Origin of the sequence: Photorhabdus namnaonensis (genome assembly GCF_001684335.1) — a bacterium.
In the GTDB taxonomy this organism is placed as follows: domain Bacteria; phylum Pseudomonadota; class Gammaproteobacteria; order Enterobacterales; family Enterobacteriaceae; genus Photorhabdus; species Photorhabdus namnaonensis.
The window spans coordinates 204,731-227,564 of record NZ_LOIC01000072.1; the positions used below are offsets into that span (position 1 = coordinate 204,731).

The 22,834-nt window shown below is 41.9% G+C and carries 24 protein-coding genes; 9 read left to right on the forward strand and 15 right to left on the reverse strand.

Going from position 1 to position 22,834, the window contains the following annotated elements:
* Nucleotide 1: 1 nt before the first annotated feature.
* The 8 genes from Phpb_RS13320 to Phpb_RS13365 all read right to left on the reverse strand — a co-directional run bounded on the left by Phpb_RS13320 (nt 2) and on the right by Phpb_RS13365 (nt 2,769).
* On the reverse strand, nt 2-223 hold the full coding sequence (locus tag Phpb_RS13320) for a TraR/DksA C4-type zinc finger protein (protein WP_065390745.1): 222 nt from the start codon (nt 221-223) through the stop codon (nt 2-4).
* Nucleotides 216-461 carry a DUF2732 family protein gene (locus tag Phpb_RS13325; protein ID WP_065390746.1) on the reverse strand — a complete coding sequence of 82 codons (246 nt, stop codon included), beginning with the start codon at nt 459-461 and terminating at the stop codon, nt 216-218. The genes Phpb_RS13320 and Phpb_RS13325 overlap by 8 nt, the downstream gene beginning before the upstream one ends.
* 66 nt (nt 462-527) lie before the next feature.
* Nucleotides 528-872, reverse strand: coding sequence for a DUF5347 family protein (locus Phpb_RS13330; protein WP_065390747.1), 345 nt, complete (start codon nt 870-872; stop codon nt 528-530).
* A 30-nt stretch (nt 873-902) separates the two neighbouring features.
* Nucleotides 903-1,040, reverse strand: a complete 138-nt coding sequence (locus Phpb_RS26060) for a hypothetical protein (protein ID WP_165603294.1) — start codon at nt 1,038-1,040, stop codon at nt 903-905.
* The gene (locus Phpb_RS13335) at nt 1,040-1,444 is read right to left on the reverse strand and encodes a hypothetical protein (protein ID WP_065390748.1); all 405 of its coding nucleotides are present in this window, start codon (nt 1,442-1,444) and stop codon (nt 1,040-1,042) included. The genes Phpb_RS26060 and Phpb_RS13335 overlap by 1 nt, the downstream gene beginning before the upstream one ends.
* Nucleotide 1,445: 1 nt before the next feature.
* Entirely contained in the window at nt 1,446-1,649 is a 204-nt protein-coding gene (locus Phpb_RS13340; RefSeq protein WP_065390749.1) for a hypothetical protein, read from the reverse strand.
* Nucleotides 1,639-1,878, reverse strand: a complete 240-nt coding sequence (locus tag Phpb_RS13345; protein WP_065390750.1) for a hypothetical protein — start codon at nt 1,876-1,878, stop codon at nt 1,639-1,641. Before Phpb_RS13345 ends, Phpb_RS13340 begins: the two co-directional genes overlap by 11 nt.
* Nucleotides 1,879-2,508: 630 nt before the next feature.
* Nucleotides 2,509-2,769 carry a hypothetical protein gene (locus tag Phpb_RS13365; protein WP_049585555.1) on the reverse strand — a complete coding sequence of 87 codons (261 nt, stop codon included), beginning with the start codon at nt 2,767-2,769 and terminating at the stop codon, nt 2,509-2,511.
* A gap of 106 nt (nt 2,770-2,875) precedes the next feature.
* Between Phpb_RS13365 and Phpb_RS13370 the strand changes: the two genes are divergently transcribed.
* From Phpb_RS13370 to Phpb_RS13385, 4 genes are all read left to right on the forward strand, one after another.
* A complete protein-coding gene (locus tag Phpb_RS13370; RefSeq protein ID WP_065390754.1) occupies nt 2,876-3,187 on the forward strand; it encodes a helix-turn-helix domain-containing protein in 312 nt (103 codons plus the stop codon).
* Nucleotides 3,188-3,304: 117 nt separating this feature from the next.
* A complete protein-coding gene (locus Phpb_RS13375) occupies nt 3,305-3,625 on the forward strand; it encodes a helix-turn-helix domain-containing protein (protein WP_082302581.1) in 321 nt (106 codons plus the stop codon).
* A gap of 74 nt (nt 3,626-3,699) precedes the next feature.
* A complete protein-coding gene (locus tag Phpb_RS13380; RefSeq protein ID WP_065390755.1) occupies nt 3,700-4,680 on the forward strand; it encodes a phage integrase in 981 nt (326 codons plus the stop codon).
* Nucleotides 4,681-5,071: 391 nt separating this feature from the next.
* Nucleotides 5,072-6,367 (forward strand): glycosyltransferase, encoded by a 1,296-nt coding sequence (locus Phpb_RS13385; protein ID WP_082302582.1) that lies wholly within the window; start codon nt 5,072-5,074, stop codon nt 6,365-6,367.
* Between the two features lie 201 nt (nt 6,368-6,568).
* Here the strand turns inward: Phpb_RS13385 and Phpb_RS13390 are convergent, their stop codons facing one another.
* From Phpb_RS13390 to pepN, 4 genes are all read right to left on the reverse strand, one after another.
* A complete protein-coding gene (locus Phpb_RS13390) occupies nt 6,569-7,114 on the reverse strand; it encodes a cell division protein ZapC (protein WP_065390756.1) in 546 nt (181 codons plus the stop codon).
* Between the two features lie 191 nt (nt 7,115-7,305).
* Entirely contained in the window at nt 7,306-8,316 is a 1,011-nt protein-coding gene (gene pyrD, locus Phpb_RS13395) for a quinone-dependent dihydroorotate dehydrogenase (RefSeq protein ID WP_065390757.1), read from the reverse strand.
* Nucleotides 8,317-8,682: 366 nt separating this feature from the next.
* Nucleotides 8,683-8,952, reverse strand: a complete 270-nt coding sequence (locus tag Phpb_RS13400) for a CCDC90 family protein (protein ID WP_065390758.1) — start codon at nt 8,950-8,952, stop codon at nt 8,683-8,685.
* Nucleotides 8,953-9,161: 209 nt separating this feature from the next.
* Nucleotides 9,162-11,774, reverse strand: coding sequence for an aminopeptidase N (pepN, locus tag Phpb_RS13405; RefSeq protein WP_065390759.1), 2,613 nt, complete (start codon nt 11,772-11,774; stop codon nt 9,162-9,164).
* A gap of 346 nt (nt 11,775-12,120) precedes the next feature.
* On the opposite strand from pepN, the gene pncB reads away from it, so the two are divergent.
* The 5 genes from pncB to Phpb_RS13430 all read left to right on the forward strand — a co-directional run bounded on the left by pncB (nt 12,121) and on the right by Phpb_RS13430 (nt 19,520).
* Nucleotides 12,121-13,335 carry a nicotinate phosphoribosyltransferase gene (pncB, locus tag Phpb_RS13410; protein ID WP_065390760.1) on the forward strand — a complete coding sequence of 405 codons (1,215 nt, stop codon included), beginning with the start codon at nt 12,121-12,123 and terminating at the stop codon, nt 13,333-13,335.
* A 206-nt stretch (nt 13,336-13,541) separates the two neighbouring features.
* Nucleotides 13,542-14,942 (forward strand): asparagine--tRNA ligase, encoded by a 1,401-nt coding sequence (asnS, locus tag Phpb_RS13415; RefSeq protein WP_065390761.1) that lies wholly within the window; start codon nt 13,542-13,544, stop codon nt 14,940-14,942.
* Nucleotides 14,943-15,279: 337 nt separating this feature from the next.
* Nucleotides 15,280-16,425 carry a porin gene (locus Phpb_RS13420; protein WP_065390762.1) on the forward strand — a complete coding sequence of 382 codons (1,146 nt, stop codon included), beginning with the start codon at nt 15,280-15,282 and terminating at the stop codon, nt 16,423-16,425.
* Between the two features lie 507 nt (nt 16,426-16,932).
* Nucleotides 16,933-18,108: a porin OmpC gene (gene ompC, locus Phpb_RS13425; RefSeq protein ID WP_065390763.1), complete on the forward strand. Its 1,176-nt coding sequence runs from the start codon at nt 16,933-16,935 to the stop codon at nt 18,106-18,108.
* A 221-nt stretch (nt 18,109-18,329) separates the two neighbouring features.
* A complete protein-coding gene (locus tag Phpb_RS13430) occupies nt 18,330-19,520 on the forward strand; it encodes an amino acid aminotransferase (RefSeq protein WP_065390764.1) in 1,191 nt (396 codons plus the stop codon).
* Nucleotides 19,521-19,652: 132 nt separating this feature from the next.
* On the opposite strand, the gene Phpb_RS13435 is transcribed toward Phpb_RS13430, so the two are convergent.
* From Phpb_RS13435 to ldtD, 3 genes are all read right to left on the reverse strand, one after another.
* Nucleotides 19,653-20,300 (reverse strand): MBL fold metallo-hydrolase, encoded by a 648-nt coding sequence (locus Phpb_RS13435; RefSeq protein WP_065390765.1) that lies wholly within the window; start codon nt 20,298-20,300, stop codon nt 19,653-19,655.
* A 45-nt stretch (nt 20,301-20,345) separates the two neighbouring features.
* Nucleotides 20,346-20,894 (reverse strand): peptidoglycan L,D-endopeptidase MepK, encoded by a 549-nt coding sequence (gene mepK / locus Phpb_RS13440; protein ID WP_049585326.1) that lies wholly within the window; start codon nt 20,892-20,894, stop codon nt 20,346-20,348.
* 78 nt (nt 20,895-20,972) lie between these two features.
* Nucleotides 20,973-22,685: a L,D-transpeptidase gene (gene ldtD / locus Phpb_RS13445; RefSeq protein ID WP_065390766.1), complete on the reverse strand. Its 1,713-nt coding sequence runs from the start codon at nt 22,683-22,685 to the stop codon at nt 20,973-20,975.
* Nucleotides 22,686-22,834: the final 149 nt, after the last annotated feature.

Here is a 22,834-nt window from a genome sequence, read left to right on the forward strand (position 1 = left end):
TTCATATGCTCCGGTAATGTCTGTTTTTAAGCTCAAGAATTGACTGGCATGTCATACAGCGAGTGACTCCGGCCACTGCTTTCCTGCGTTCTTCTGAGATAGAATTACAGCAATCCTCACACTCAAAAGCTGAAACGCTAATATGACGGTCAGTAACAGATCTGATTTGGCGCTCTAAAGTTGCCGCAATATGTTTCTCAGCAATATCAACAGAATCAGACATAATGCCATTCCCCCGCTTGACGTTCGATTTCACGCGCTTCGTCGGTTAACAACAGAGAAGCATTGGCATAATCAAGCTTATGCTTAAGAATGTGCGTTGAGAGTTTTGCAAGACGTGCTGAAAAGCGAGCCGCGCAGCATTGCCTCTCATCTGCGCGTGCGTCGTTAAGTAATTCAAGCAAAGTATTGTCTTCAACTTTGCCACCTATTTTTATTTTTCTCTTTTCGATATTTCTCATTTTCACTTTCCTTTATTTAGGTAATAAAAGGCCGGGCGGGTTTACGCCAGTAAAATTAATTATCAATTAACGGGGCATAGATAATCGTTCCGGGAATATGCTAGCCACTACTTTCAAGTGATTAATTGTCCGTACTAATGATTTCTTCTCATCAGGAGTGAATTCATTAAAGCTAATATTGTGTCGCTCTTCGGGAATATTAGCGAGATTGAAAATAGCAATCAGAACTCGCTTGTTAAATAAAAAACTATCCGGCCATTCCCACTTATCTCGCATGAGTGAAATAAACTCGCCTAACTCTTTTTCATTTCCTCCAAAGTGCTGACATCGTATTGCTGATAACTGATTAAGTGCATCAGCCCGGTTTCCTATCGCTATTTCAGCAAAGCGGAATGCTTCTGTATTTGCCATGCTTCCCCCGTACAAGAATGCAGGAAAGTTTTATTTCAGTAAGAAAATAATCGCTGACGCAACATACAACATGACGAGCGGGTATAATAATCCGTCAGTCAGTTTGGGTGCGCGAAAATCTTCGCCAGTTAATTTATATTTATGAGCCATCTTTTCGAGTGAGTTCATTAGAATTCCCCCCTATTTATCTTAATTAACGCTTCTAAGTGTTGCTGAGCGGCATCTTCCGTTAAATGAATAAGCCCTTGCTTTAAGAAATTGCTAAACATCGGCGAACCGTTATGCCAAGTAATACGGTGAATATTAATATTACTGCGTATAGCAACAACATAACATAAAGTGTCGAGCGCAGGAGCTTCACTTATTGGCTTTGGAAAACTCACAGAACCGACAGTGATTATTTCGGGTTTACGACGATATTTAAATTCTGGGTTCCATCCCGGATTGTGTGGACATTGTTCCCAGCCGATTGCTTTAGTGTAAAGCCGTTCCCACATCAGCCACGGCTCGTTGGTTTTCATTGCGTCTTGTGCATACTGCAACATTAACTCAGCGTGTACATGAGCGACCATATCATTCACCTTTCACATTAATAGCAACTTCATTTGCCAAATCAAATGTATAGTCGCATAATATATCTGCGATGAAATGTTCTAATGCTATCTTATCATTAACATAAGTTGATCGATGAACATTAAAACTACTACGATATGATTTGGGTAAACCGCTAATAATTTCATTAAATTCAAATTGAGTTAATGTAATTTTAGTTTTCATTGTTTAATTCTCCATTTAATAATCTCAGCTCATAATTTTCACCAGTGCTAATCTTCATAAATGATTCAAAGATTGCTTTCACGTCTGAAAGAGACAACGGAGTTTCGTCTCCCGCATATTGCAGGACATCTGTTATTCGGCGCACGATTGTTAAATGAAAATCAGCACGTTCGATTGGAGATAATAATTTTAAATTTGGTAATCCAGAATCAGTTGTTAGACGTTGCATGTTCTCTGCTCCTATATAATTGTCTGACCTGGCTCATGACATTGGCCTGTTAATAAGAATTCGCCGTTCATGTTTTCAAGAGATACTGATATAACATTAGTGGCGTTATATTTCTTCCCATTATTCATGACGATGCATAAACAATTTAATGATGAAACCGGATAGCTGTAAGCAATATCGCTTTCAATCACTAGAATAGTCTTCTTGTTATGCTGAAACATTAAACAAGCAAAAGACACGGTGAAGTTCCTTCAAGACTATATTCAACGCGCTGAACTATTGCAGGGTGTTGCTCAAAAAAATCATACGCATTGATGTTAACTATTTGACCACAATCTGAGTAAACAAGGCGGGTACTGTGAATAATGGTACCCGCTACTTTATACTTTGTTTTATATACGCTATTCACTGTCTGCTCCTATATAACTGCCTGACTTGGCCCATCGCCTGTTCTTTTGAGTCAAACTTGCCGTAAGAATATTCTCCATCACTAACCTGGTAACGTGTTGTTTGATTAATCTTATTTCTCGGCAACCGGCGAATTGCAAAAGCACCGTAACTTTCTGTATGATTGCTAACATGTTTTAAAACGAGATTTGTGTGATTCATCATTAATCACCTCAGCTATTTTTAAAACTTCATGCGGAGTGCTTCCTGAGCTTCTTCATAAGCTTCAAGGAATTCATAAACCATATTTACTTCACGTTCTCTGCCTTTCTTTTTCTTTGTTAGGATCAATTTTTGCTCATTGGCTTGTTGTTGGACGGTTCTGACCGTTTGACCTGTAACCTCTGCATATGCTGAAAGCGTTAGCTTTGGGTATGGCAGACAGAAAACAACAGGGCAATCGGGCATTTTTATCACGAGAGGCTTAGGTCTTTTAACTGACATAGTTTATTCTTCCCAAATCTTTATCTGAGTTTTGTTCGGATTTAGCCGGACTTCGCCGTACTTCAAGGTCTCCTATGGGAGGCCGCAATATGAGGATAGTCTCCACATGGGAACCTTGTCAAGCAGTTATGCAGAAAAACTTAAACTCATTAGAAAAGCCGAGGGGCTAACGCAAGTCGCATTTGCAAAAGAATTGGGATTGGGCTTGAGTACTGTAAAAAATTATGAAACGGGACATAAAGATCCTGGTTTATCAACTATTGGTAAAGTCACTAATCATCCCAGATTTGAAAAATACACGATGTGGCTAATGAGTAATAAAACTTTAGAAATGGCGGGGCAGATATCCCCCGCTCTCTCCCCTGATGGGCGAGACGACGACACATACAACAACCAAAGCGGCCAGAAGGCTGGTTAACTATATATAACATATACATACGTTGGGGGCGTGGTGGGATTTGCGCTGAACGTTTCCCTTAGCTTATAAATTAAGTAACTCATTAATGAAAATATTTTTGATGGTGATTATCAATCAATGGATCAAGTGGGAACTTTGTCAAGCAGCTATGCAGAAAAACTTAAACTAATCAGAAAAGCAGAGGGACTAACACAAGTCGCATTTGCAAAAGAATTAGGATTAGGTTTGAGTACTGTAAGAAATTATGAAACGGGGCATAGAGAGGCTGGCTTATCAATTATTGATAAAGTCACTCATCACCCCAGATTTGAAAGATACGCGTTATGGCTAATGACAGATAAGACGTCAAAAGCGGCGGGGCAGATATCCCCTGTTCTCTCCTCTGATGGGCGAGACGACGGCATATCCGACAACCAAAGCGACCAGAAAGTTGGTTAACCGTATATAAAATATACACGCATTGAGGGCACGCCATATAAACTTAGCCGCGCCCTCATTAGTTGGTACTGATTATGAGTGTATCAAAATTAGATAGCGGGCAGTACCTTGTTGACGTTCGTCCGCAAGGACGTAAGGGCAAACGTATTCGCAAGCGTTTTAGTACAAAGTCCGAAGCGCAACAATATGAGCGATGGGTGATTGCTACCCAAAACGATAAAGGTTGGTTAAATAAGGCAGCGGATCGCCGGACTCTCATTGAGTTAATTGAACTGTGGTGGATGCACAAAGGGCAATCATTAAAAACAGGTGAAGAATCTAAACAGAATTTGCTGAATATGGCCCATGATATGGGAAACCCCCCAGTACTGAAAATGACGAAAAGCACATTTGCAGACTACAGGTCAGAGAAGCTACTGGCGGGTATAAAGCCAGCAACGATCAACAAAAAGCAAATGTTGCTCAGTGGGGTTTTCACGACGTTAATCAAATTGGACAAATATCATGGTATCCATCCATTAAAAGGAATTGAACAGCTAAAGAAAAGCCAAGCTGAGATGGCTTTTCTCAGCCGGGAACAGATTGAGGCTTTTCTGTCCGCGCTCGATGGTGACAACTTAAAGGTTGCAAGATTGTGCTTAGCCACCGGGGCACGGTGGAATGAAGCAGCACGCCTGACTAGGGAAGCGGTAATAAAGCACAAAGTTACTTTCATAGACACAAAGAATGGGAAAAACAGAACAGTTCCCATCTCTAAATCACTTTATGATGAAATTCTGCAACATAAAAACCGACAATTATTTCCCGACGTCAATTATACATATGTACGACTATTACTTAAATCAATGATTCCAAATCTACCGCGGGGGCAGGCAACACACGTGCTACGACACACATTCGCAAGCCATTTTATGATGAATGGGGGCAACATATTAACTCTGCAAAAAATTCTAGGGCACGCTTCAATTGTGCAAACCATGATTTACGCTCATTTTTCACCTGATTATTTGAATGATGCAGTTCGCCTGAATCCATTAGAAAACCAATTTAACTAGCAGCAAAGTGATCCACATTTTGCCCAAAATACTCGGATTTATTAAGATTATTAAGGATCTGTATTTCGTGTTTACTTTAGCTAGCCCGCACCAGCCCTGACGAGGAACCGCGGGCTATATTCCATTACAGAACAATTAATTCTTGAATAAATCCGCAGTAACCAAACCCTAGATACCTTCGTCTTTCCTCTCCATTTTAGTGCTAACACAGACTAAAAGGGGGAGGAAATCGGCCTATTTCATAACCTCATAAAAAATAAACTATAGTTATTATTGTCATGATAAATTATTATTATTACAATGAATTTGTAACAGTTGTTATGAAATGATCACCCCCTCAGTCAGGAGCTAGCTAGCGTAATTAAATCAAAACAGTACAAAGGAGCAAGTTATGGCACGAATTGTCATTGCAGCGGTCGCAACGCCCGGGCATGTCTATCCGATGTTAAAAGTAACTCAATCACTGATAGCACAAGGACATCAGGTAACTGTATTCACCGGCGCATTATTTCGCCAACAGGTAGAAGATTTAAATGCAACATTTATCCCCTTTGATGAGCAGATAGACTTTGATTACCGCCACTTAAAACAACGTTTTCCTGATCGAGCGCACCTTCCTCCAGGAAATCTGCAAATGGCGCTGGCGTTTAAAGATTTCTTCTGTACCCCAATCCCATTCCTTGACCGCCAATTACAACAAATCATCCATGAACAGCAAGCAGAACTCCTTATAGCCGAGAACTGTTTCTATGGCATATTGCCACTGCTGCAAAAAGAAAAAACTCATCGCCTGCCAGTGATCATAATTGGCATAACGCCTCTGGCTTACTCTTCGAAAGATTCAATTTTCTGGGGACCACGTATTCCCCCTGCATTACTACCATCAGAGTTGACACATGAACAGCTCGTGGATGAGGAGACACGGAAACTAATAACCGAAGTGCAGGATAACTTTAATGACGCATTAGCGCAGTCGGGCTGCGCTACGTTAACCCGATTTTTCAATGACGAAGTTATTTTAGGTTCTGATCGCTTTTTACAACTTTCAACCCTGGCATTCGAGTACCCACGAGAGGGTTTACCTGATACAGTTCATTTTATTGGCCCCCTCCCCAACCCCGCTCCAACAACAGAATCACCTCAATTATGGGAAGAAAATGATCCACGCCCATTGGTGATAGTCACTCAAGGCACCATGTCTAATACTGATCTAAACCAGTTAATTTTTCCCACATTGCGTGCACTGGCTACATTACCTGTGCGTGTATTAGCAACCACCGGTGGTAGTTCAATAGAAATACGATCAGAAAACATACCTGACAACGCACATATCGAAGAATTTATCTCATTTGAGCACTGGCTGCCAAAAGCTTCATTGCTAATATCCAACGGGGGTTACGGAACCATTAATTACGCCCTCAACCACGGTACACCAGTACTCATTGCCGATACAGGAGAAGGTAAGCAGGAAACAGCGTTTCGCGTCGTATGGGCCGGATGCGGTATTAATCTGGATACAGCACAACCGACGGAATTTCAGCTTAAGCAAACAGTGGAAAATATGCTGCGTACAAATTTGTTTAAACAACGGGCACAAATCGTCCAAGATGATTACGCCAGTCACGACGCATTAGCAGCAATATCCCATCACGCAGAACAATTAATCTTCGAAAATCGTGCTAATTAACTTCATTATCCCTCCTCTCCATCTCGAAGCTAATGCTATCCAGAGGGGAGGAAATTATTAAAATACTTCTTATCTATTTTTCACACCAACTTCAAATAAACAAGCTATAGCTATTACATATAATAGGCAAGTCTCTGTGATAATAGCCAACAGGAGATTCTAGGACACAGAAAAAAGTGACTTACCCATAATCACCCTAAATCAAACCGCAGTGCCATAAATTGGCATACAAACAGGTTCCACAAATGGCATCAACCGATCATTCATAATCTTAATCGGATCGCAAAAATTCATTACCCGATCAGATAACGTTAATTGCTGTTGAGCTAACAGACAAAGGCTCGCACTATCCCCGGCCTCTACGACCAAGAATACAGCATCTGCCCCGTAATCCTGGAGCCGTACCTGAATTAGCTCGCCTTGTACCGGCTTTTCTATCATGGCAAAACGGGAAAAATACCAGCTTCTTGGCATCTGTGGCTTAATAAAGCGAAAAGCCACTAACGCATTAAGAATTAATTCAGCCCTGGATTCATCTGAAATATTAATTCGGCGTGTCTGTTCTTCAAAACAATAATAAAGCGTCGCATCTTCTACAGAAAATGAAGTTTCTCCCATTGCATAAGGTGTCAGCATCTTCGCAGGAAAACAGGAACGAAAAACCATACCATTAGACAGGTCGAGCATTACACGGTCATGGTCAGTATCAAAATACCAGCGCCATTGGTCATCGGGTTTAATGTTCATGAGTTATCCTTTTATGCCAGAAAAACTTACGTCGCCAAACAGATTGTAAATAACTTTTCCGCTATTCAGTGAAATAAACCCTGCCATAATTAAAAGACACGCGAAGATACAGGTAAAATTTAGGTGTTCAGAGCAAATATAGATGAGTTGGGGGCAAAAATAAACCCCCAATGATAAATTAACAGCAAGATTTAGATATGATTGACAATATCTTTGATTAATTTTGGACCATGATAGATAAATCCAGAGAAAATCTGTATTAAAGAAGCCCCCGCTGCTATTTTTTCTCTGGCAGAGACAAGTGAATCTATTCCACCAACACCGATAATGGGAATTTTACCGCTTAATTCCTGAGAGAGCTGACGAATAATCTCTGTACTACGCAACTGGACCGGCCGACCACTTAACCCACCAGCTTGTAGGCAATAGTTAAGTCCTTCAACTAATCTCTTGTCTAACGTTGTATTAGTTGCAATAGCACCATCGATATTATGACGAATTAAACTATCTGCAATTTGAATCAACTCTTCTTGAGAAAGATCTGGCGCAATTTTTACCGCAACAGGAACATATTTCTGGTATTTTTGTTGAAGTTCACTCTGTTTATTTTTAATCGCCGATAACAGATCATCCAACGCTTCGCCGTATTGCAACGTTCTTAAGCCAGGTGTGTTAGGTGAAGAGATATTAATTGTGATATAGCCAGCATGAGGATAAACCTTATCCATGCAGATTAGATAATCATCTTTTCCATGCTCTACTGGTGTATCTTTATTTTTGCCAATATTTATCCCAATAACGCCGCCATATTTTGCCTTTTTAACATTCTCTACCAGGTTATCAACACCAAGATTATTGAAGCCCATACGGTTAATTAACCCTTCTGCTTCAACGATACGGAATAATCTCGGCTTATCATTTCCTGCCTGAGCGCGTGGGGTTACGGTGCCAATTTCAATAAAACCAAATCCCATTGCACCAAATGCATCAATACAATCGCCATCCTTATCAAGGCCCGCAGCCAGACCGAGGGGATTTTTAAACGATAAACCCATACAAGTAACAGGCTTCGTCGCAACTGACTGGCGGATCAGAAACTCGAAAGGACTACCGGTAATACGCTTAAGTTGGCGGAAGGTTAATTCGTGCGCCCGTTCCGGATCAAGTTGGAACAACGCTTTCCTGACTAGTGGGTAGCACATAATTCTGAACCTATTAATTAATTTATAAACATTAAATTATAAAAGTAAAACTATACACATTCATGTGCCACTTAGAAATTTTTGAACTAAAAAAGCTCATTTTTAATCCTAAAAATATTTAGGCAGGTAGAGTAACCGAATAATACGGGCTGAATCTACAGAAATATGCTAATTAGGAGCAAATCTCTCCCAGATGTTGCGCGTGAGAGTCGGGAAAATGCATTGGTATAACAAGAATACACTAGTGACTACAACCGTTGACGTTTTTGCCCAAGATACTTTGCTTCTCTCGAACAACTCAAAAGGGAGCAAACCAATGGATGCCTTTAATATCTCGAGCAATTTTCATACTACAAGTATCCAGCATCAACCAATAAAAATGTATTTCAATGCCGCAATAACAACAGCAATACCAACTGCTAATGTCAGTTTCTTAATCCAATCTAAATCTGTTTTTATAGTACCAATATCGGTTTTAATGCTCTCAGTAGCAACTGTTAGATCTGCTTTGGCGGCAACACTTATATTTTGCAGTTCTGTAATAACTTCAACGATTTTTTCAGACTGCTCATCGTTAAAACCAGACGCTTTGAGTGCCTTAACTGCTGTATGTGTATCCATTGTAAGTAAAGCCATTCTTTTATCCTCTAAAGTTACTGGTTGGTTGACCGCCCTTAAATTAACGATAATACCATAGAGACATAAAAATTAACCACATATCAGTTTTACCATGAGATACTGACCATTGTATTTTACTTCCAACCCAATGCTTGCAAGAAGAAATTTATTATCCAGAAGATAAATCGGGCTAATAACCATTAGCCCGATAACCCAATAAATAATTATCAGCTTTCTAACGCCTTGGTAATTTTTTCAAACAGATCACCAGACAGATTTTCCAACTCTTTCAACTGTTCTAACGCACTACGCATCATGTCTTGACGTTTTTCATCATAACGTTTCAGGCGAATCAGCGGTTCAATCAAACGGGAAGCAACCTGCGGGTTACGGCTGTTAAGATCAGTCAAAATTTCCACCAAGAATTGATAACCGCTGCCATCTTCAGCATGGAATGCAACTGGATTATTAACAAATGTCCCGATCAGGGCACGCACCCGGTTTGGGTTACTGATACTAAATGAACGATGATTCAGAAGATTACGCACATTAGCCAAAACATCTGCCGCCGGGCTACTTGCCTGTAAGCCAAACCATTTATCCATCACCAGGCCATCCTGATGCCATCGCTCATCAAATTCCGCCATGAGGTGATCACAGCAAGGCAACACCGCCAGCACCGAACCAAATAATGCCGCCAGTGCATCAGTCATATTGTCAGATTGATGGTATTGGTTTGATACCACTTTATCAGCCTGCTCTTGATGACCAAAAGCCAGATAATATAGACAGATATTACGCAGAGAGCGCTTAGCGATATCCTGATGAGCGACGCGGTATGCGCCAATATTGATAGCGTTATAAACCACCGCAAACTCATCAGCCATTTCCTGAGCCAAAGTACGAGTGATTGCATCCAGAACTTCATGAATCGCTTTAGGATCGATAATCGTAAACAGCTCCGCCATCTCACTTTCTGATGGTAAAGTCAGAATATGAGCCGCCAGAGCCGGATCAATTTCTTTATCCAATAACACCGCTCGGAAAGCATCCACCACATGCATTGGCAGTTCGATCGGCTGCTTCTGCTGATAACGGATAACGTTCAATTTGATATAGTTTGCCATCAGAGACTGAGCCGCATCCCAACGTGAAAACGCATTGCGAGCGTGTTTCATCAGGAATGCCAATTGCTGATCACTGAATGTGTAATCCAGTTTCACCGGCGCTGAGAATTCCCGTAATAAAGAGGGAACCGGCAGCGACGGCACATCATCAAATACAAACGTCTGTTCTGCATTAGTCACATTCAATACATGGTGAACCGGTTGACCATCATAACGTAGCGGAATCACATGACCTTTACTGTCATATAACTCAATATCCAGAGGAATATGCAGAGACTGTTTCTCTTTTTGATCGGCGGTAGGTGGTGTCATCTGACTGACATGCAACTTATATTGCTGCTTTTCTGCATCATATTCATCGCGAACTGTCAGTACTGAAGTACCAGACTGGCTATACCAACGACGGAAAAGTGATAAATCCACATTTGACGCATCTTCCATCGCCTGAACAAAATCATCACATGTTGCAGCACTGCCATCATGGCGATGAATATAAAGCTGCATCCCTGCCTGGAATCGCTCTTCACCTAGCAAGGTATGAATCATACGAATAACTTCCGCGCCCTTCTCATACACAGTCAGGGTATAGAAATTATTCATCTCAATTACTTTATCCGGGCGAATTGGATGAGCCATTGGGCTGGCATCTTCTGCAAACTGCGCCGAACGCATCACACGCACATTATTAATTCGATTAACAGAACGAGAGCCAAGATCAGAGCTAAATTCCTGATCACGGAATACCGTCAATCCCTCTTTTAAACTCAATTGGAACCAATCGCGGCAAGTAATGCGATTCCCGGTCCAGTTATGGAAATATTCGTGGCCGATCACAGCTTCTATATTAAGGTAATCTCTATCAGTCGCAGTTTCAGACTTTGCCAGCACATATTTGGAGTTAAAGACATTCAGCCCTTTATTCTCCATAGCGCCCATATTAAAGAAATCCACCGCGACAATCATATAAATATCGAGGTCATACTCAAGGCCAAAACGGGTTTCATCCCACTTCATGGAATTTTTCAGAGAAGTCATTGCCCAATCAGCCCGATCGAGATTGCCATGATCAACAAACAGCTCCAATGCAACTTCACGGCCGCTACGCGTCGTAAAAGTATCACGCAACACATCAAAATCACCCGCGACCAGAGCAAACAGATAACATGGTTTCGGGAATGGATCTTGCCATTTCACCCAATGACGCCCATCATCGGTTTCTCCCTGCTCAACCCGGTTACCGTTTGAAAGCAGATACGGATACTTGGCTTTATCGGCTGTGATACGCGTTGTAAAACGAGCCAATACATCAGGACGATCGAGATAGTAAGTAATGTGGCGGAACCCTTCCGCTTCACACTGGGTACAAAGCGCATCGCCAGAAACATACAACCCTTCCAGCGCCGTATTGTTCGATGGATGGATCTCATTAACAATTTTCAAAATGAACTGAGCCGGCAACTGTTCAATAACCAGTGTCCCCTCCTGTTCACGGTAATGCGCCCACGGTTGACCATTCACATGAAGACTTTTCAGTGTCAAATCTTCACCATCCAACACTAATGGCGTTATTTCATGACTCAGACGTTTTATCTGGCTGATTGCGGTGATTTCCGTGTTATCGGCATCAAGATTAAAATCGAGTTCAATATCAGAAATCGTATAGTCGGGAGCGCGATAATCCCGGCGGTACTTAGCTTGTCGCTGTTGTGTCATAAGAAACCTTTTTGTTTCATGCCTGATAGAATTAATTCAATACCAAGCCTTACGCTGCCATAGAAAGAGGTTGAATTTCAAGAGTGAATAACGCACCTTCTGACGTTAAACATTCATTAAGAACGAGTATGATGTTGTGTAAGAAATATGTTTATTCTTTGGTGCTTGTCATCACCTAATGATCAAATAACATGATAACATTTGACCAAAGGCCCTGTTTAACTTCGATATTTTGGTGAACTATATGATGTTATGCGACTTCAATAACAAAATAATCCCGGTATACTCTTCCCACTTTATCGATTTAGCTAATACGAATACGCTCCGTGAGGATGCATAACGCGCTATGACACTAGACGCTACCCCAATTATAAAATCACTGCTTGATACTGACGCTTATAAACTTCATATGCAACAAGCAGTGTATCACCGCTACAACAACATGCCTGTTGTTGCAGAATTTCGATGCCGCGGCGATGAACTGCTAGGTGAATATGCCACAGAATTACGTTATCAAGTTAATACGATGGCTGATCTGGCATTAACCGATGCTGAATTTAATTACCTTTCCAGTCTGCCTTTTTTCAAGACTGACTATCTGGATTGGTTAAAAACTTTTCGTTTTAACCCACAGCAAGTCAATATTTCTGTTACAAACGGCGGCCAATTAGCTATCCGTATTTCAGGATTATGGCATGAAGTCATTATGTGGGAAGTTCCATTACTGGCGCTAATTAGTGAATTAGTTCATCGCTATCACTCACCAGATAATACAGTGGAAAATGCAGTTAATCAGTTACGCAAGTTGATCAAACTGTTCTATCAAAATGCTGAAAATGAAGGAGTCGATCTCTCCAGTTTCAAACTGATGGATTTCGGTACACGCCGGCGTTTCTCACACAATGTTCAACACGCTATCGTCAGTGAGCTGCAACAGCATTTCCCTTACCTGATTGGCACTAGCAATTATCAACTTGCACAACAGCTTGGACTCCCTCCGGTTGGTACACAGGCGCATGAGTGGTTTCAAGCTCATCAGCAAATCAGCCCGGATCTGGCTAACAGCCAACGAGAAGCATTACAAAGTTGGCTAAAAGAATATCCTAACCAGTTAGGCATTGCCTTGACCGACTGTATTACAATGGACGCTTTCCTGCGGGACTTTGATGCCCAGTTTGCCAAAAGTTATCAAGGTTTACGTCATGATTCGGGTGATCCCGTTCAATGGGGCGAAAAAGCAATCGCCCACTATCAAAAACTGGATATCGACCCAATGACAAAAACGCTGGTGTTCTCTGACAGCTTGGATTTCCAAAAAGCGCTAGCGCTCTATCGTCATTTCAACAAAAGAATAAACCTGACCTTCGGTATCGGTACGCAACTCACCTGTAATATTCCAGGGGTTAAGCCACTGAATATCGTCATCAAACTTGTTGAATGTAATGGCAAACCGGTCGCAAAGCTTTCAGATAGCCCTGGCAAAACCATTTGTGAAGATAACGAGTTTGTTAACAAGCTACGTGCGGCTTTTGATATACCTCAGGTTAAACAAGCTTGTTAACCCAAGTTTCATGCCAAAATACCCCTGTGCTGCTGCAAATAACGCGGCAGCACATCTGAAAAACGCCTTTCCCCTCTATTTCACCGTTTAAATTGATGATTTCCTCTTGTTTCCTGAAACAGGGCAAGTAACATAGAATAAGTCGCCCCTTGTGGGGATATTCAATTTCACAAACCTGAACTGATATATAAAGAAGAGAGAAATCTATGAGCGTAGCGCCTGTAGTCGACGTACTGCAAGGCCGGGTTGCGGTTGATAGTGAAGTCACCGTTCGCGGCTGGATACGTACAAGGAGAGATTCTAAAGCTGGCATCTCTTTCCTCGCCGTCTATGACGGTTCCTGCTTTAATCCATTACAGGCCGTCGTTAATAATAATTTGCCTAATTATCAGGATGAAATTCTGCATTTAACTACCGGCTGTTCTGTCGAAGTAACAGGGACAGTCGTTGCTTCCCTAGGTCAAGGGCAGAATTTTGAACTACAAGCGACCCAAGTCGTGGTGATCGGCATGGTTGAAGATCCTGATACCTATCCAATGGCCGCGAAACGCCACAGTATTGAATACCTGCGTGATGTCGCTCACCTGCGCCCTCGTACCAACCTGATTGGCGCCGTTGCTCGTATGCGCCATACTCTTGCTCAAGCATTACACCGTTTCTTCCATGAAAATGGTTACTTCTGGGTTTCCACCCCGTTGATTACGGCCGCGGATACAGAAGGCGCCGGCGAAATGTTCCGCGTCTCTACGCTGGATCTGCAAAATCTGCCGTTAACTGACAAAGGTGAAGTGGATTTCAACCAAGATTTTTTTGGCCGAGAAGCTTTTCTGACCGTATCCGGGCAATTGAACGGTGAAGCATATGCTTGTGCATTAAGCAAAGTTTACACATTCGGTCCGACCTTCCGTGCTGAAAACTCTAATACCAGCCGCCATCTGGCAGAATTTTGGATGCTTGAACCGGAAATCGCCTTCGCCAACCTCAACGATGCCGCTGCACTGGCTGAAAAGATGCTGAAATATGTTTTCAAAGCCGCATTGGCAGAGCGCGCTGATGATCTACAATTCTTCGCTGAACGCGTAGATAAAGATGTCATCACCCGCCTGGAAAAATTTATCACTTCTGACTTTGCTCAGATTGATTACACTGATGCCGTTGAAATTCTGCAAAACTGCGGCCAGAAATTTGAAAACCCAGTCTTCTGGGGAGTTGACCTCTCTTCAGAACACGAACGTTATCTGGCCGAGAAACATTTCCAAGCTCCAGTTGTCGTGAAAAACTATCCAAAAGATATTAAAGCCTTCTATATGCGAATGAACGACGACGGTAAGACTGTCGCGGCAATGGATGTACTTGCACCGGGCATTGGTGAAATTATCGGCGGCTCACAGCGTGAAGAGCGTCTGGATATGCTGGATAAACGTATGGAAGAGATGGGGCTTAATAAAGAAGATTACTGGTGGTACCGTGATCTGCGTCGTTATGGCACCGTACCTCATTCAGGGTTTGGACTGGGCTTTGAACGCCTGGTTGCTTACGTGACTGGCGTGCCAAATGTACGTGATGTCATCCCATTCCCGCGTACGCCAAGAAGCGCAAACTTCTAATGATTGCGTAAAAAAAACATTAAAAAATCATTATGTATAAAGCCAGCAAAAGCTGGCTTTTTTTATTCTTCAAATTCAAGATACGATCAAAAACCCCATTCCATTTACATTTTGCAATATATTATTTTCACTTTATTACAAAAATCGTCACTTTGTATCAATTAAATGATAGATAAAGTCCACGGCTAATGAAAAACTGTGCCCCGACTCGGACATCACGATATTTTCATAAATAATTTCAACGAGTTTCTTAAAGGAATTATTTCTGTCAGTAACAGATGTCCGAATAACACCAATGACGGTAATTAACAATTGTAATTAAATGAAGGTAACAATAATGAAGGGTAGTATCTTTTCCGTGGTCATCCCAGTGCTGTTGACTGCTGGTGTAACAAATGCCGCTGAAATTTATAACAAAAACGGTAATAAACTGGATATCTATGGCAAAGTTGATGCGCGTCATCAATTCTCTAAAATTACCCAAAGATCAGATAAATCCCCTATCTATAGTGAAGATGGTGATGCAAGCTACATTCGTTTGGGCTTCAGAGGTGAAACCCAAATCAATGACCAATTAACGGGTTATGGCCGTTGGGAATACAATATCCAAGCTAACAAGGCTGAGGCAAACAATTCCGAAGGGAACCAAACTCGTTTAGCCTTTGCTGGCTTAAAATTTGCCAAATATGGTTCTCTAGATTATGGCCGTAATTACGGCGTTCTCTATGACGTCAATGCCTGGACCGACGTACTGCCAGTATTTGGTGCAGACTCCATGTCGCAGGCTGACACCTACATGACTAATCGTGCTACTGGTGTCTTGACTTATCGCAATACGGATTTCTTTGGTCTGGTTGACGGTCTGAACTTCGCCCTGCAATACCAAGGTAAGAACGACGAAAACAGCAACAACCGCCGCAATTCAATTCGTAAGCGCGGTGATCTCATTAAGCCCAATGGTGGTAGTAACGGCGACGGCTTCGGTCTCTCTGTTACTTACGATATCGGCAATGGTATCAGCGTAGGGGGAGCCTACTCCAATGCTGACCGCCCTATTACACATGAAAGGCTCGTTACTTCTGTCGCTCGCGGTGAAAGAGCTGAAGCATGGAACATTGGCGCCAAATATGATGCAAACAACCTATATCTGGCCGCCATGTATGGTGAAACTCACAATATGACCTCTTTCGGCTACCAAGATTTCGTCTCCGCAAAAACCCGCAACATTGAATTAACTGCCCAATATCAGTTTGATTCTGGTCTGCGTCCATCTCTGGCATATGTTCAATCCAGAGGAACAACTTTTTTCACTCATCAGGACTGGGTAAAATATATTTCTATTGGTTCTTATTATAACTTTAACAAAAATTTATCCACTTATGTTGATTATAAAATCAACTTAGTACATGACAACTTCTACACCAAACATCTCGATGTCAACACAAATAACGCGGTAGGTGTAGGTTTGGTATATCAATTCTAACAGTCTGATATAAATTAGGCAGGTTAATAGGAGATCCAATTAACATGTTATAGTGCTCGCTTAAAGTGAGCACTACATTTTTTCAAGCATAATCATTATCAGGTATCTGTTAAAAAATGGTATATAACACATCGACAAGCATAATCAGTAAGTTACATATAAGAGATATTATTGATGAAATAAACATCATATTTTACTCTTTTTATTAAAATAAACGGGTAATCTTCTTCCGCCACTGACTGCAATCCATTTTTCACTTTTTTGATCAACTGGACAGACCAGAGTTCAAAAAACAATCCCTCATTTACATTTTGAAACACTTTGTTTCACATTTTTACTAAATTTTCTTTTTTATCGCATTTTGTGAGTGGATAAAAATAGCAACCAATGAAACACTTGACAGTGAAACAGACGACACTAAACTCTCACAAATAGTTCCGTAGATTTTTAAAGAATTATTTTTGGCAGTGGCAGGTGTCCGAATAACACCAATGAGGGTAATAATAAATGATGAAACGCAATGTTCTTGCAGTAGTAATCCCAGCTCTGTTAGCTGCTGGCGCAGCAAATGCAGCTGAAATTTATAACAAAGACGGCAACAAACTGGATCTGTATGGTAAAGTTGAAGTCCAGCACAAATTCGCTAACAACAAAAGCGGCGAAGATGGCGATAATTCCTTCGCCCGTCTGGGTATCAAAGGCGAAACTCAAGTTAATGACCAACTGACCGGTTTTGGCCGTTGGGAATACAATATCAAAGGTAACCGTGCAGAAGGTACTGACGAAGAAACTAAAACCCGTCTGGCTTTCGCTGGTTTGAAACTGTCCGACTACGGTTCAATGAATTATGGCCGTAACTATGGTGCAGTTTATGAAGTCAACGCTTGGACCGACGTGTTGCCAGTATTCGGTGGCGACTCAATGGCGCAGACTGACAATTTCATGACTGGCCGTTCTACAGGTCTGTTGACTTACCGTAATACCGATTTCTTCGGTCTAGTCGATGGCCTGAATTTTGCTCTGCAATATCAGGGTGAGAATAGTGACAATACTACTAATGGCCGTGCCAACCGTAAAGACAACGGTGATGGCTACGGTTTCGCTACAACCTATGACGTAGGTTACGGTATCAGCGTCGGTGGTGCATACTCTAACTCTGCTCGTACTTCTGCGCAAAAGACTACTTTTAACGTTATTGAAGAAAAAGGTAAAAAAGACACACCTACTGGCTCCACTGCCTTAGGTGATCGCGCTGAAGCATGGAACATTGGTGTTAAATACGATGCTAACAACATCTACCTAGCTGCCATGTACGGTGAAACCCGCAACATGACCCGCTTCGGTGGAAAAGTTGATGGTGTAAACTGGGAAAATATCGCCAACAAAACCCAGAACATCGAATTGACCGCCCAATATCAGTTCGACTTCGGTTTACGTCCATCTCTGGCATACGTTCAGTCCAAAGGTAAAAATCTGTTTGGTGACATTGATCATGATGGGAAAGAATCCGACAATCGCGATCTGGTAAAATATATCTCTGTTGGTAGTTACTACTACTTTAACAAAAACTTGACTACCTATGTTGATTACAAAATCAACCTGTTGGATAGCAATGAATTCACCAAAGAGATGGGTATCAGCACTGACAACGTTGTTGGCGTAGGTATGATTTACCAATTCTAATTACCGTTGGTAAATAGATTTGGCTGAACAAGTTAAGCATCATTAAGAGAAAGCAGCGCTTATGTGCTGCTTTTTTAGTCTTATGTTTTCCTCCTTTTTCTCACTCCGCAAACTGCCTCACAAGATTATCTTCTTTTCACGACAAATAGTTGGCAAACTGCTTTAGCAACGTTAACCTGACTACCCTTTTGGGCTTAACTCTGAGCTTTGGAATTACAAACATGTTTGAGAAAATCACAGCAGCGCCTGCCGATCCTATTCTTGGTTTAGCCGATAGTTTCCGTTCTGATCCTCGTACAAATAAAATCAACCTTGGTATCGGTGTCTATAAAGACGAAACAGGAAAAACCCCTGTTCTAAATAGTGTTAAACAAGCTGAACAATATTTACTGGAAAACGAAACAACAAAGAATTATCTGCCAATTAGCGGTTTAGCCGAATTTGGCCGCGTAACTCAAGAATTACTGTTTGGCAAAGATCACCCAGTCGTCACAGATAAACGCGCCCGCACAGCACAAAGCCCTGGCGGTACAGGTGCTTTACGTATTGCTGCGGATTTCATTGCCAAACAGACTAATGCTAAACGGGTGTGGATCAGCAACCCAACCTGGCCAAACCATAAAAACGTTTTTTCCGCCGCTAGTTTGGAAGTTTGTGAATATAAATACTATGACGCTGAAAAACACGCGCTGAATTTCGAAGGCATGCTAACAAGCCTGTCTGAAGTTCAGGCAGGTGATGTTGTTTTGTTCCACGGTTGCTGCCACAATCCGACGGGCATCGATCCCACCCCGGCACAATGGGCTAAGCTGGCAGAAATGTCTGCGGAGAAAGGCTGGTTGCCTCTTTTTGATTTCGCTTATCAAGGGTTTGCCAAGGGCCTGAATGAAGACGCGGAGGGCCTACGCATTTTCGCGAAAAATCACAATGAACTGATTGTTGCCAGCTCTTACTCCAAAAACTTTGGCCTGTACAATGAACGTGTCGGCGCCTGTACCATTGTCGCTAGTGACAGTGATACAGCCGAAAGAGCGTTCAGTCAGGCTAAAGCGATTATTCGAGCGAACTATTCCAACCCACCTGCTCATGGTGCATCTGTTGTCACCACCATTTTGTCAAATGAAGATCTGAAAGCAGCTTGGGAACAGGAACTGACCACCATGCGTGAACGTATTCAGCGTATGCGTCAACTGTTCGTCAATACCTTGCAAGAAAAAGGGGCAAAACAGGATTTCAGCTTTATTATTAGTCAAAATGGTATGTTCTCATTCAGTGGTTTGACAAAAGAACAAGTAGAACGTCTGCGTGAGGAATTTGGTATATACGCTGTTAGTTCCGGTCGTATTAACGTCGCTGGCTTGACGCTGGAAAACATGGCTCCACTGTGTGAAGCCATTGTTGCAGTACTCTAAGTTAACATTTACCTCACTATGAAAAGTCGCTGAATTTCAGCGGCTTTTATCATTCAGAAGATTCGACGCTCGACACAATTGCGATATTAACTTTATTGAGTACATCAAAATAAAAATAGAACGGGTTGATCATCACCAACCTGGTACTTCATCCTGTAAAAATGGATTAGTCTGCCGCTCATAACCTAACGTCGACATTGGCCCGTGCCCCGGAATAAATTCATAATCATCACCAAGTGGCAGAAGTTTATCTTTAATTGAGTTAATTAACTGCTGGTGATTACCGCGTGGGAAGTCACTACGCCCAACCCCCCCTTTAAACAGAACATCTCCCATATAAATCAGCTTATCTTCATGATTTACAAACACAACATGCCCTGGCGTATGCCCCGGACAATGCAATACAGATAAATCAATCCCCCCTACTCGTAGTTCATCACCTTCATTTAACCAGCGATCAGGTTCAAATAATGGGCACTCTTCAATGCCAAACATTCGACTTTGAGCTTGCAATCCTTCGATCCAGAAAGCATCGTCCTGCTGTGGCCCGTAGATCGGCACATTAAAATGTTTAGCGACTTCCGCCGTCGCACCAACATGGTCAAAATGACCATGAGTCAATAAAATCTGGGTCAACTTCAAACCACGACGTTCTATCTCGGCGATCAGCTTTGCCGCTTCCCCCCCCGGATCAACAATTGCCGCTTCCTTACTCTCTTCATTCCAAATAAGGGTACAATTCTGCATAAAAGCAGTAACAGGAATAATTTGGTATTTCATTATTTCATTTACTCCATAGTCAAAACAAAATAGTTACTCACCAGATTACCATGTCCTGACGGGACCTGTATCAATATGAACGAAATTACTGTGTGGATAGTATCCTACCCCTCCTGCTTTCATTTTCAGAGCCGCCTTGCAGATACGGCTAAGCTCAATACCTTCAATATGAAAATCCATCGCCCGCCCGCGAGTATGGTAACTCTGTCTAGCCACGCCTTTACTTTGCTTGCGCAACTGATTGTTGGTTACCAGTGAACGGTAACCAGAAATGAGTTGTACAGGTTTATTAATCCCCATCATCATTTGCAGCAAATAAATCTGATCAAATAATTTAGGATCAATAGTCTTAACTCTATTTTGACGGTAATCTCGAAACAGATGATCCAAGCGGGCCAGCTCTTCTTTGTTATAACGATAGCCGTCAAAAAATTCGGCTTTAATCGTTTCACCCGTATGTAAGTTGTCAAAACGTAAAATTCGTGGCCGTGGAGTGGCTAGAGTCGCAAAGGCATGCCCCGGCAAAAAACTCAAGCCTAAAGTAGCAGCCCCCACACAAAGCCACTTACGGCGATTATGATCAATTATATCCATGAAGAAACATCTACTCAGATTATGTTATGGAAAAAGCCACTGGTCACTGTGACAACTAATAACAGAAATTAGTTGCATTTAGTTTTGTAAAGGTAACAACTTTGACAAAAACTGGGAACCTTGTCCCACACTATTATCGTAGTCATAAATATCGGTACGGTACTGAGGAATCCCCTGTTCATCTACCCAAGCAGTTAAATAATACAAATAAACTGGGATACGCTGTGGAATGTTAACATAAACGGTATTGCCCTGTTTCACGGTATTAGTCACTTTGTTTTGCGTCCACCCCACATCTCCCAATAACATATTCGCTAATTCTGAAGCCTTATTAATCCGTACACAACCAGAGCTGATCGCCCGGATGTCTTTGTTAAACAGGTTATGGTTCGGCGTATCATGCAAATAGATAGCATCCGAATTTGGCATATTAAATTTATAGCGGCCTAATGAGTTAGTCGGTCCCGGAGCTTGCCATATTCGATAAGGAAAATTAGCAGGCGTAATCACGCTCCAATCAATCGTGTAAGGATCGATGACACTAGCATCCGCACGCCAATTGGAAAAGATAACGTACCCTCCCCGTTGAAAATATCCGGGATCATCAAGCCCTCGTGGTGCGATATCTTTTCTTGCCAGGCTAGTCGGCACACTCCAGGGAGGGTTAATCACCACATTATTCAGCACACTACTCATAATGGGTGTTTTACGGCTTGGACGACCAACGATCACTTTCGAGTCCAACACTTCCTGATCATTAAGATAATAATACAATGAATAATCTGGAATATTGACCATAATTCCTGTAGACACATGGCTTGGGATAATACGCAAGCGCTGGATATTAAGAGCTATCAAACCGGCTCTAGTTTGAGGGGAAGTATTCAGCCAATCTCTTGTGCGTTTACCAATTACGCCATCCGGCGCCAACCCTTGCCAATGCTGAAAATTTTTTACCGCAGTCACTAGTTCAGGATCGTAGACATGATCTGATTGAGTTGTCAGTTCGCTCAACATCCCAAGACGAATAAGTATTTCTCTCAACACAACGACATCAGAACTACTTTGCCCCGGTTTTAGCGCACTTTTGTCAGAAAGTTGTGGCCACGGTTTACTATCAGCCAATTGTTTCATCATCTCCTTGCGCATATTTTCATATTGAGGATGCTGTGGCGCCAATGCTGCGACATAAGCAGCCACATTGTGATCGACCATAGCTTGCTGCCACTGCTCTATAACTTCTGATGAAGGTAAAACAATTTTGTATGGCGTAGCATGATAGAACCAGCGTTGGCCCTGATGACCGACATCTGAAACAAATTGTAAATAGCCCAGCATAGCATCCGATAAGATGAGATCCCGTCCCTTATCACTCAATTGAGCATCATTGAGTTCAGCCAGCCATTGGCCAAATTGTGGCTGAAACCCTGCCAATGCAAGTTCTGAAAGTTGTTGTTCAAAACGTTGAACCGCAATTTTATCTTGCCACAAAGGTTGCATCTGATTGGCAGAGTACAAACGAACCAATTGGTCAAAGAAAACAGGCTTAATTTGCGCTGGTATCCAGCTTCGCAGCATTTTACGACGCTCTGTTTCTGAAATTGTAGCAGTTTGAATTTGTACTTGTTTAAGTGTTGTTGTTTCAGCTATCTTTTCAGACTCTATTTTCGATAGATTTTGCGTATCACCTTCAATCAGCTTACTTTGATGATTAGCTAAAGCGTATCCAGTGGCCATCAATGTACTGCAAATAACCGAAACGCGCAGCGGCTTTATCACTCTTCTTACCATATCAACATCCCCACCTTCGGAATATCTTCACAAATCAATTTTAATTATGACAAATTCAGACTCGGATTAAAGAAAAACAATAAGTTAGTTAAATTGTAAACTATTTGTCTACAAAGGAAATGAATAAGTAATCACAAATAAACCAAACA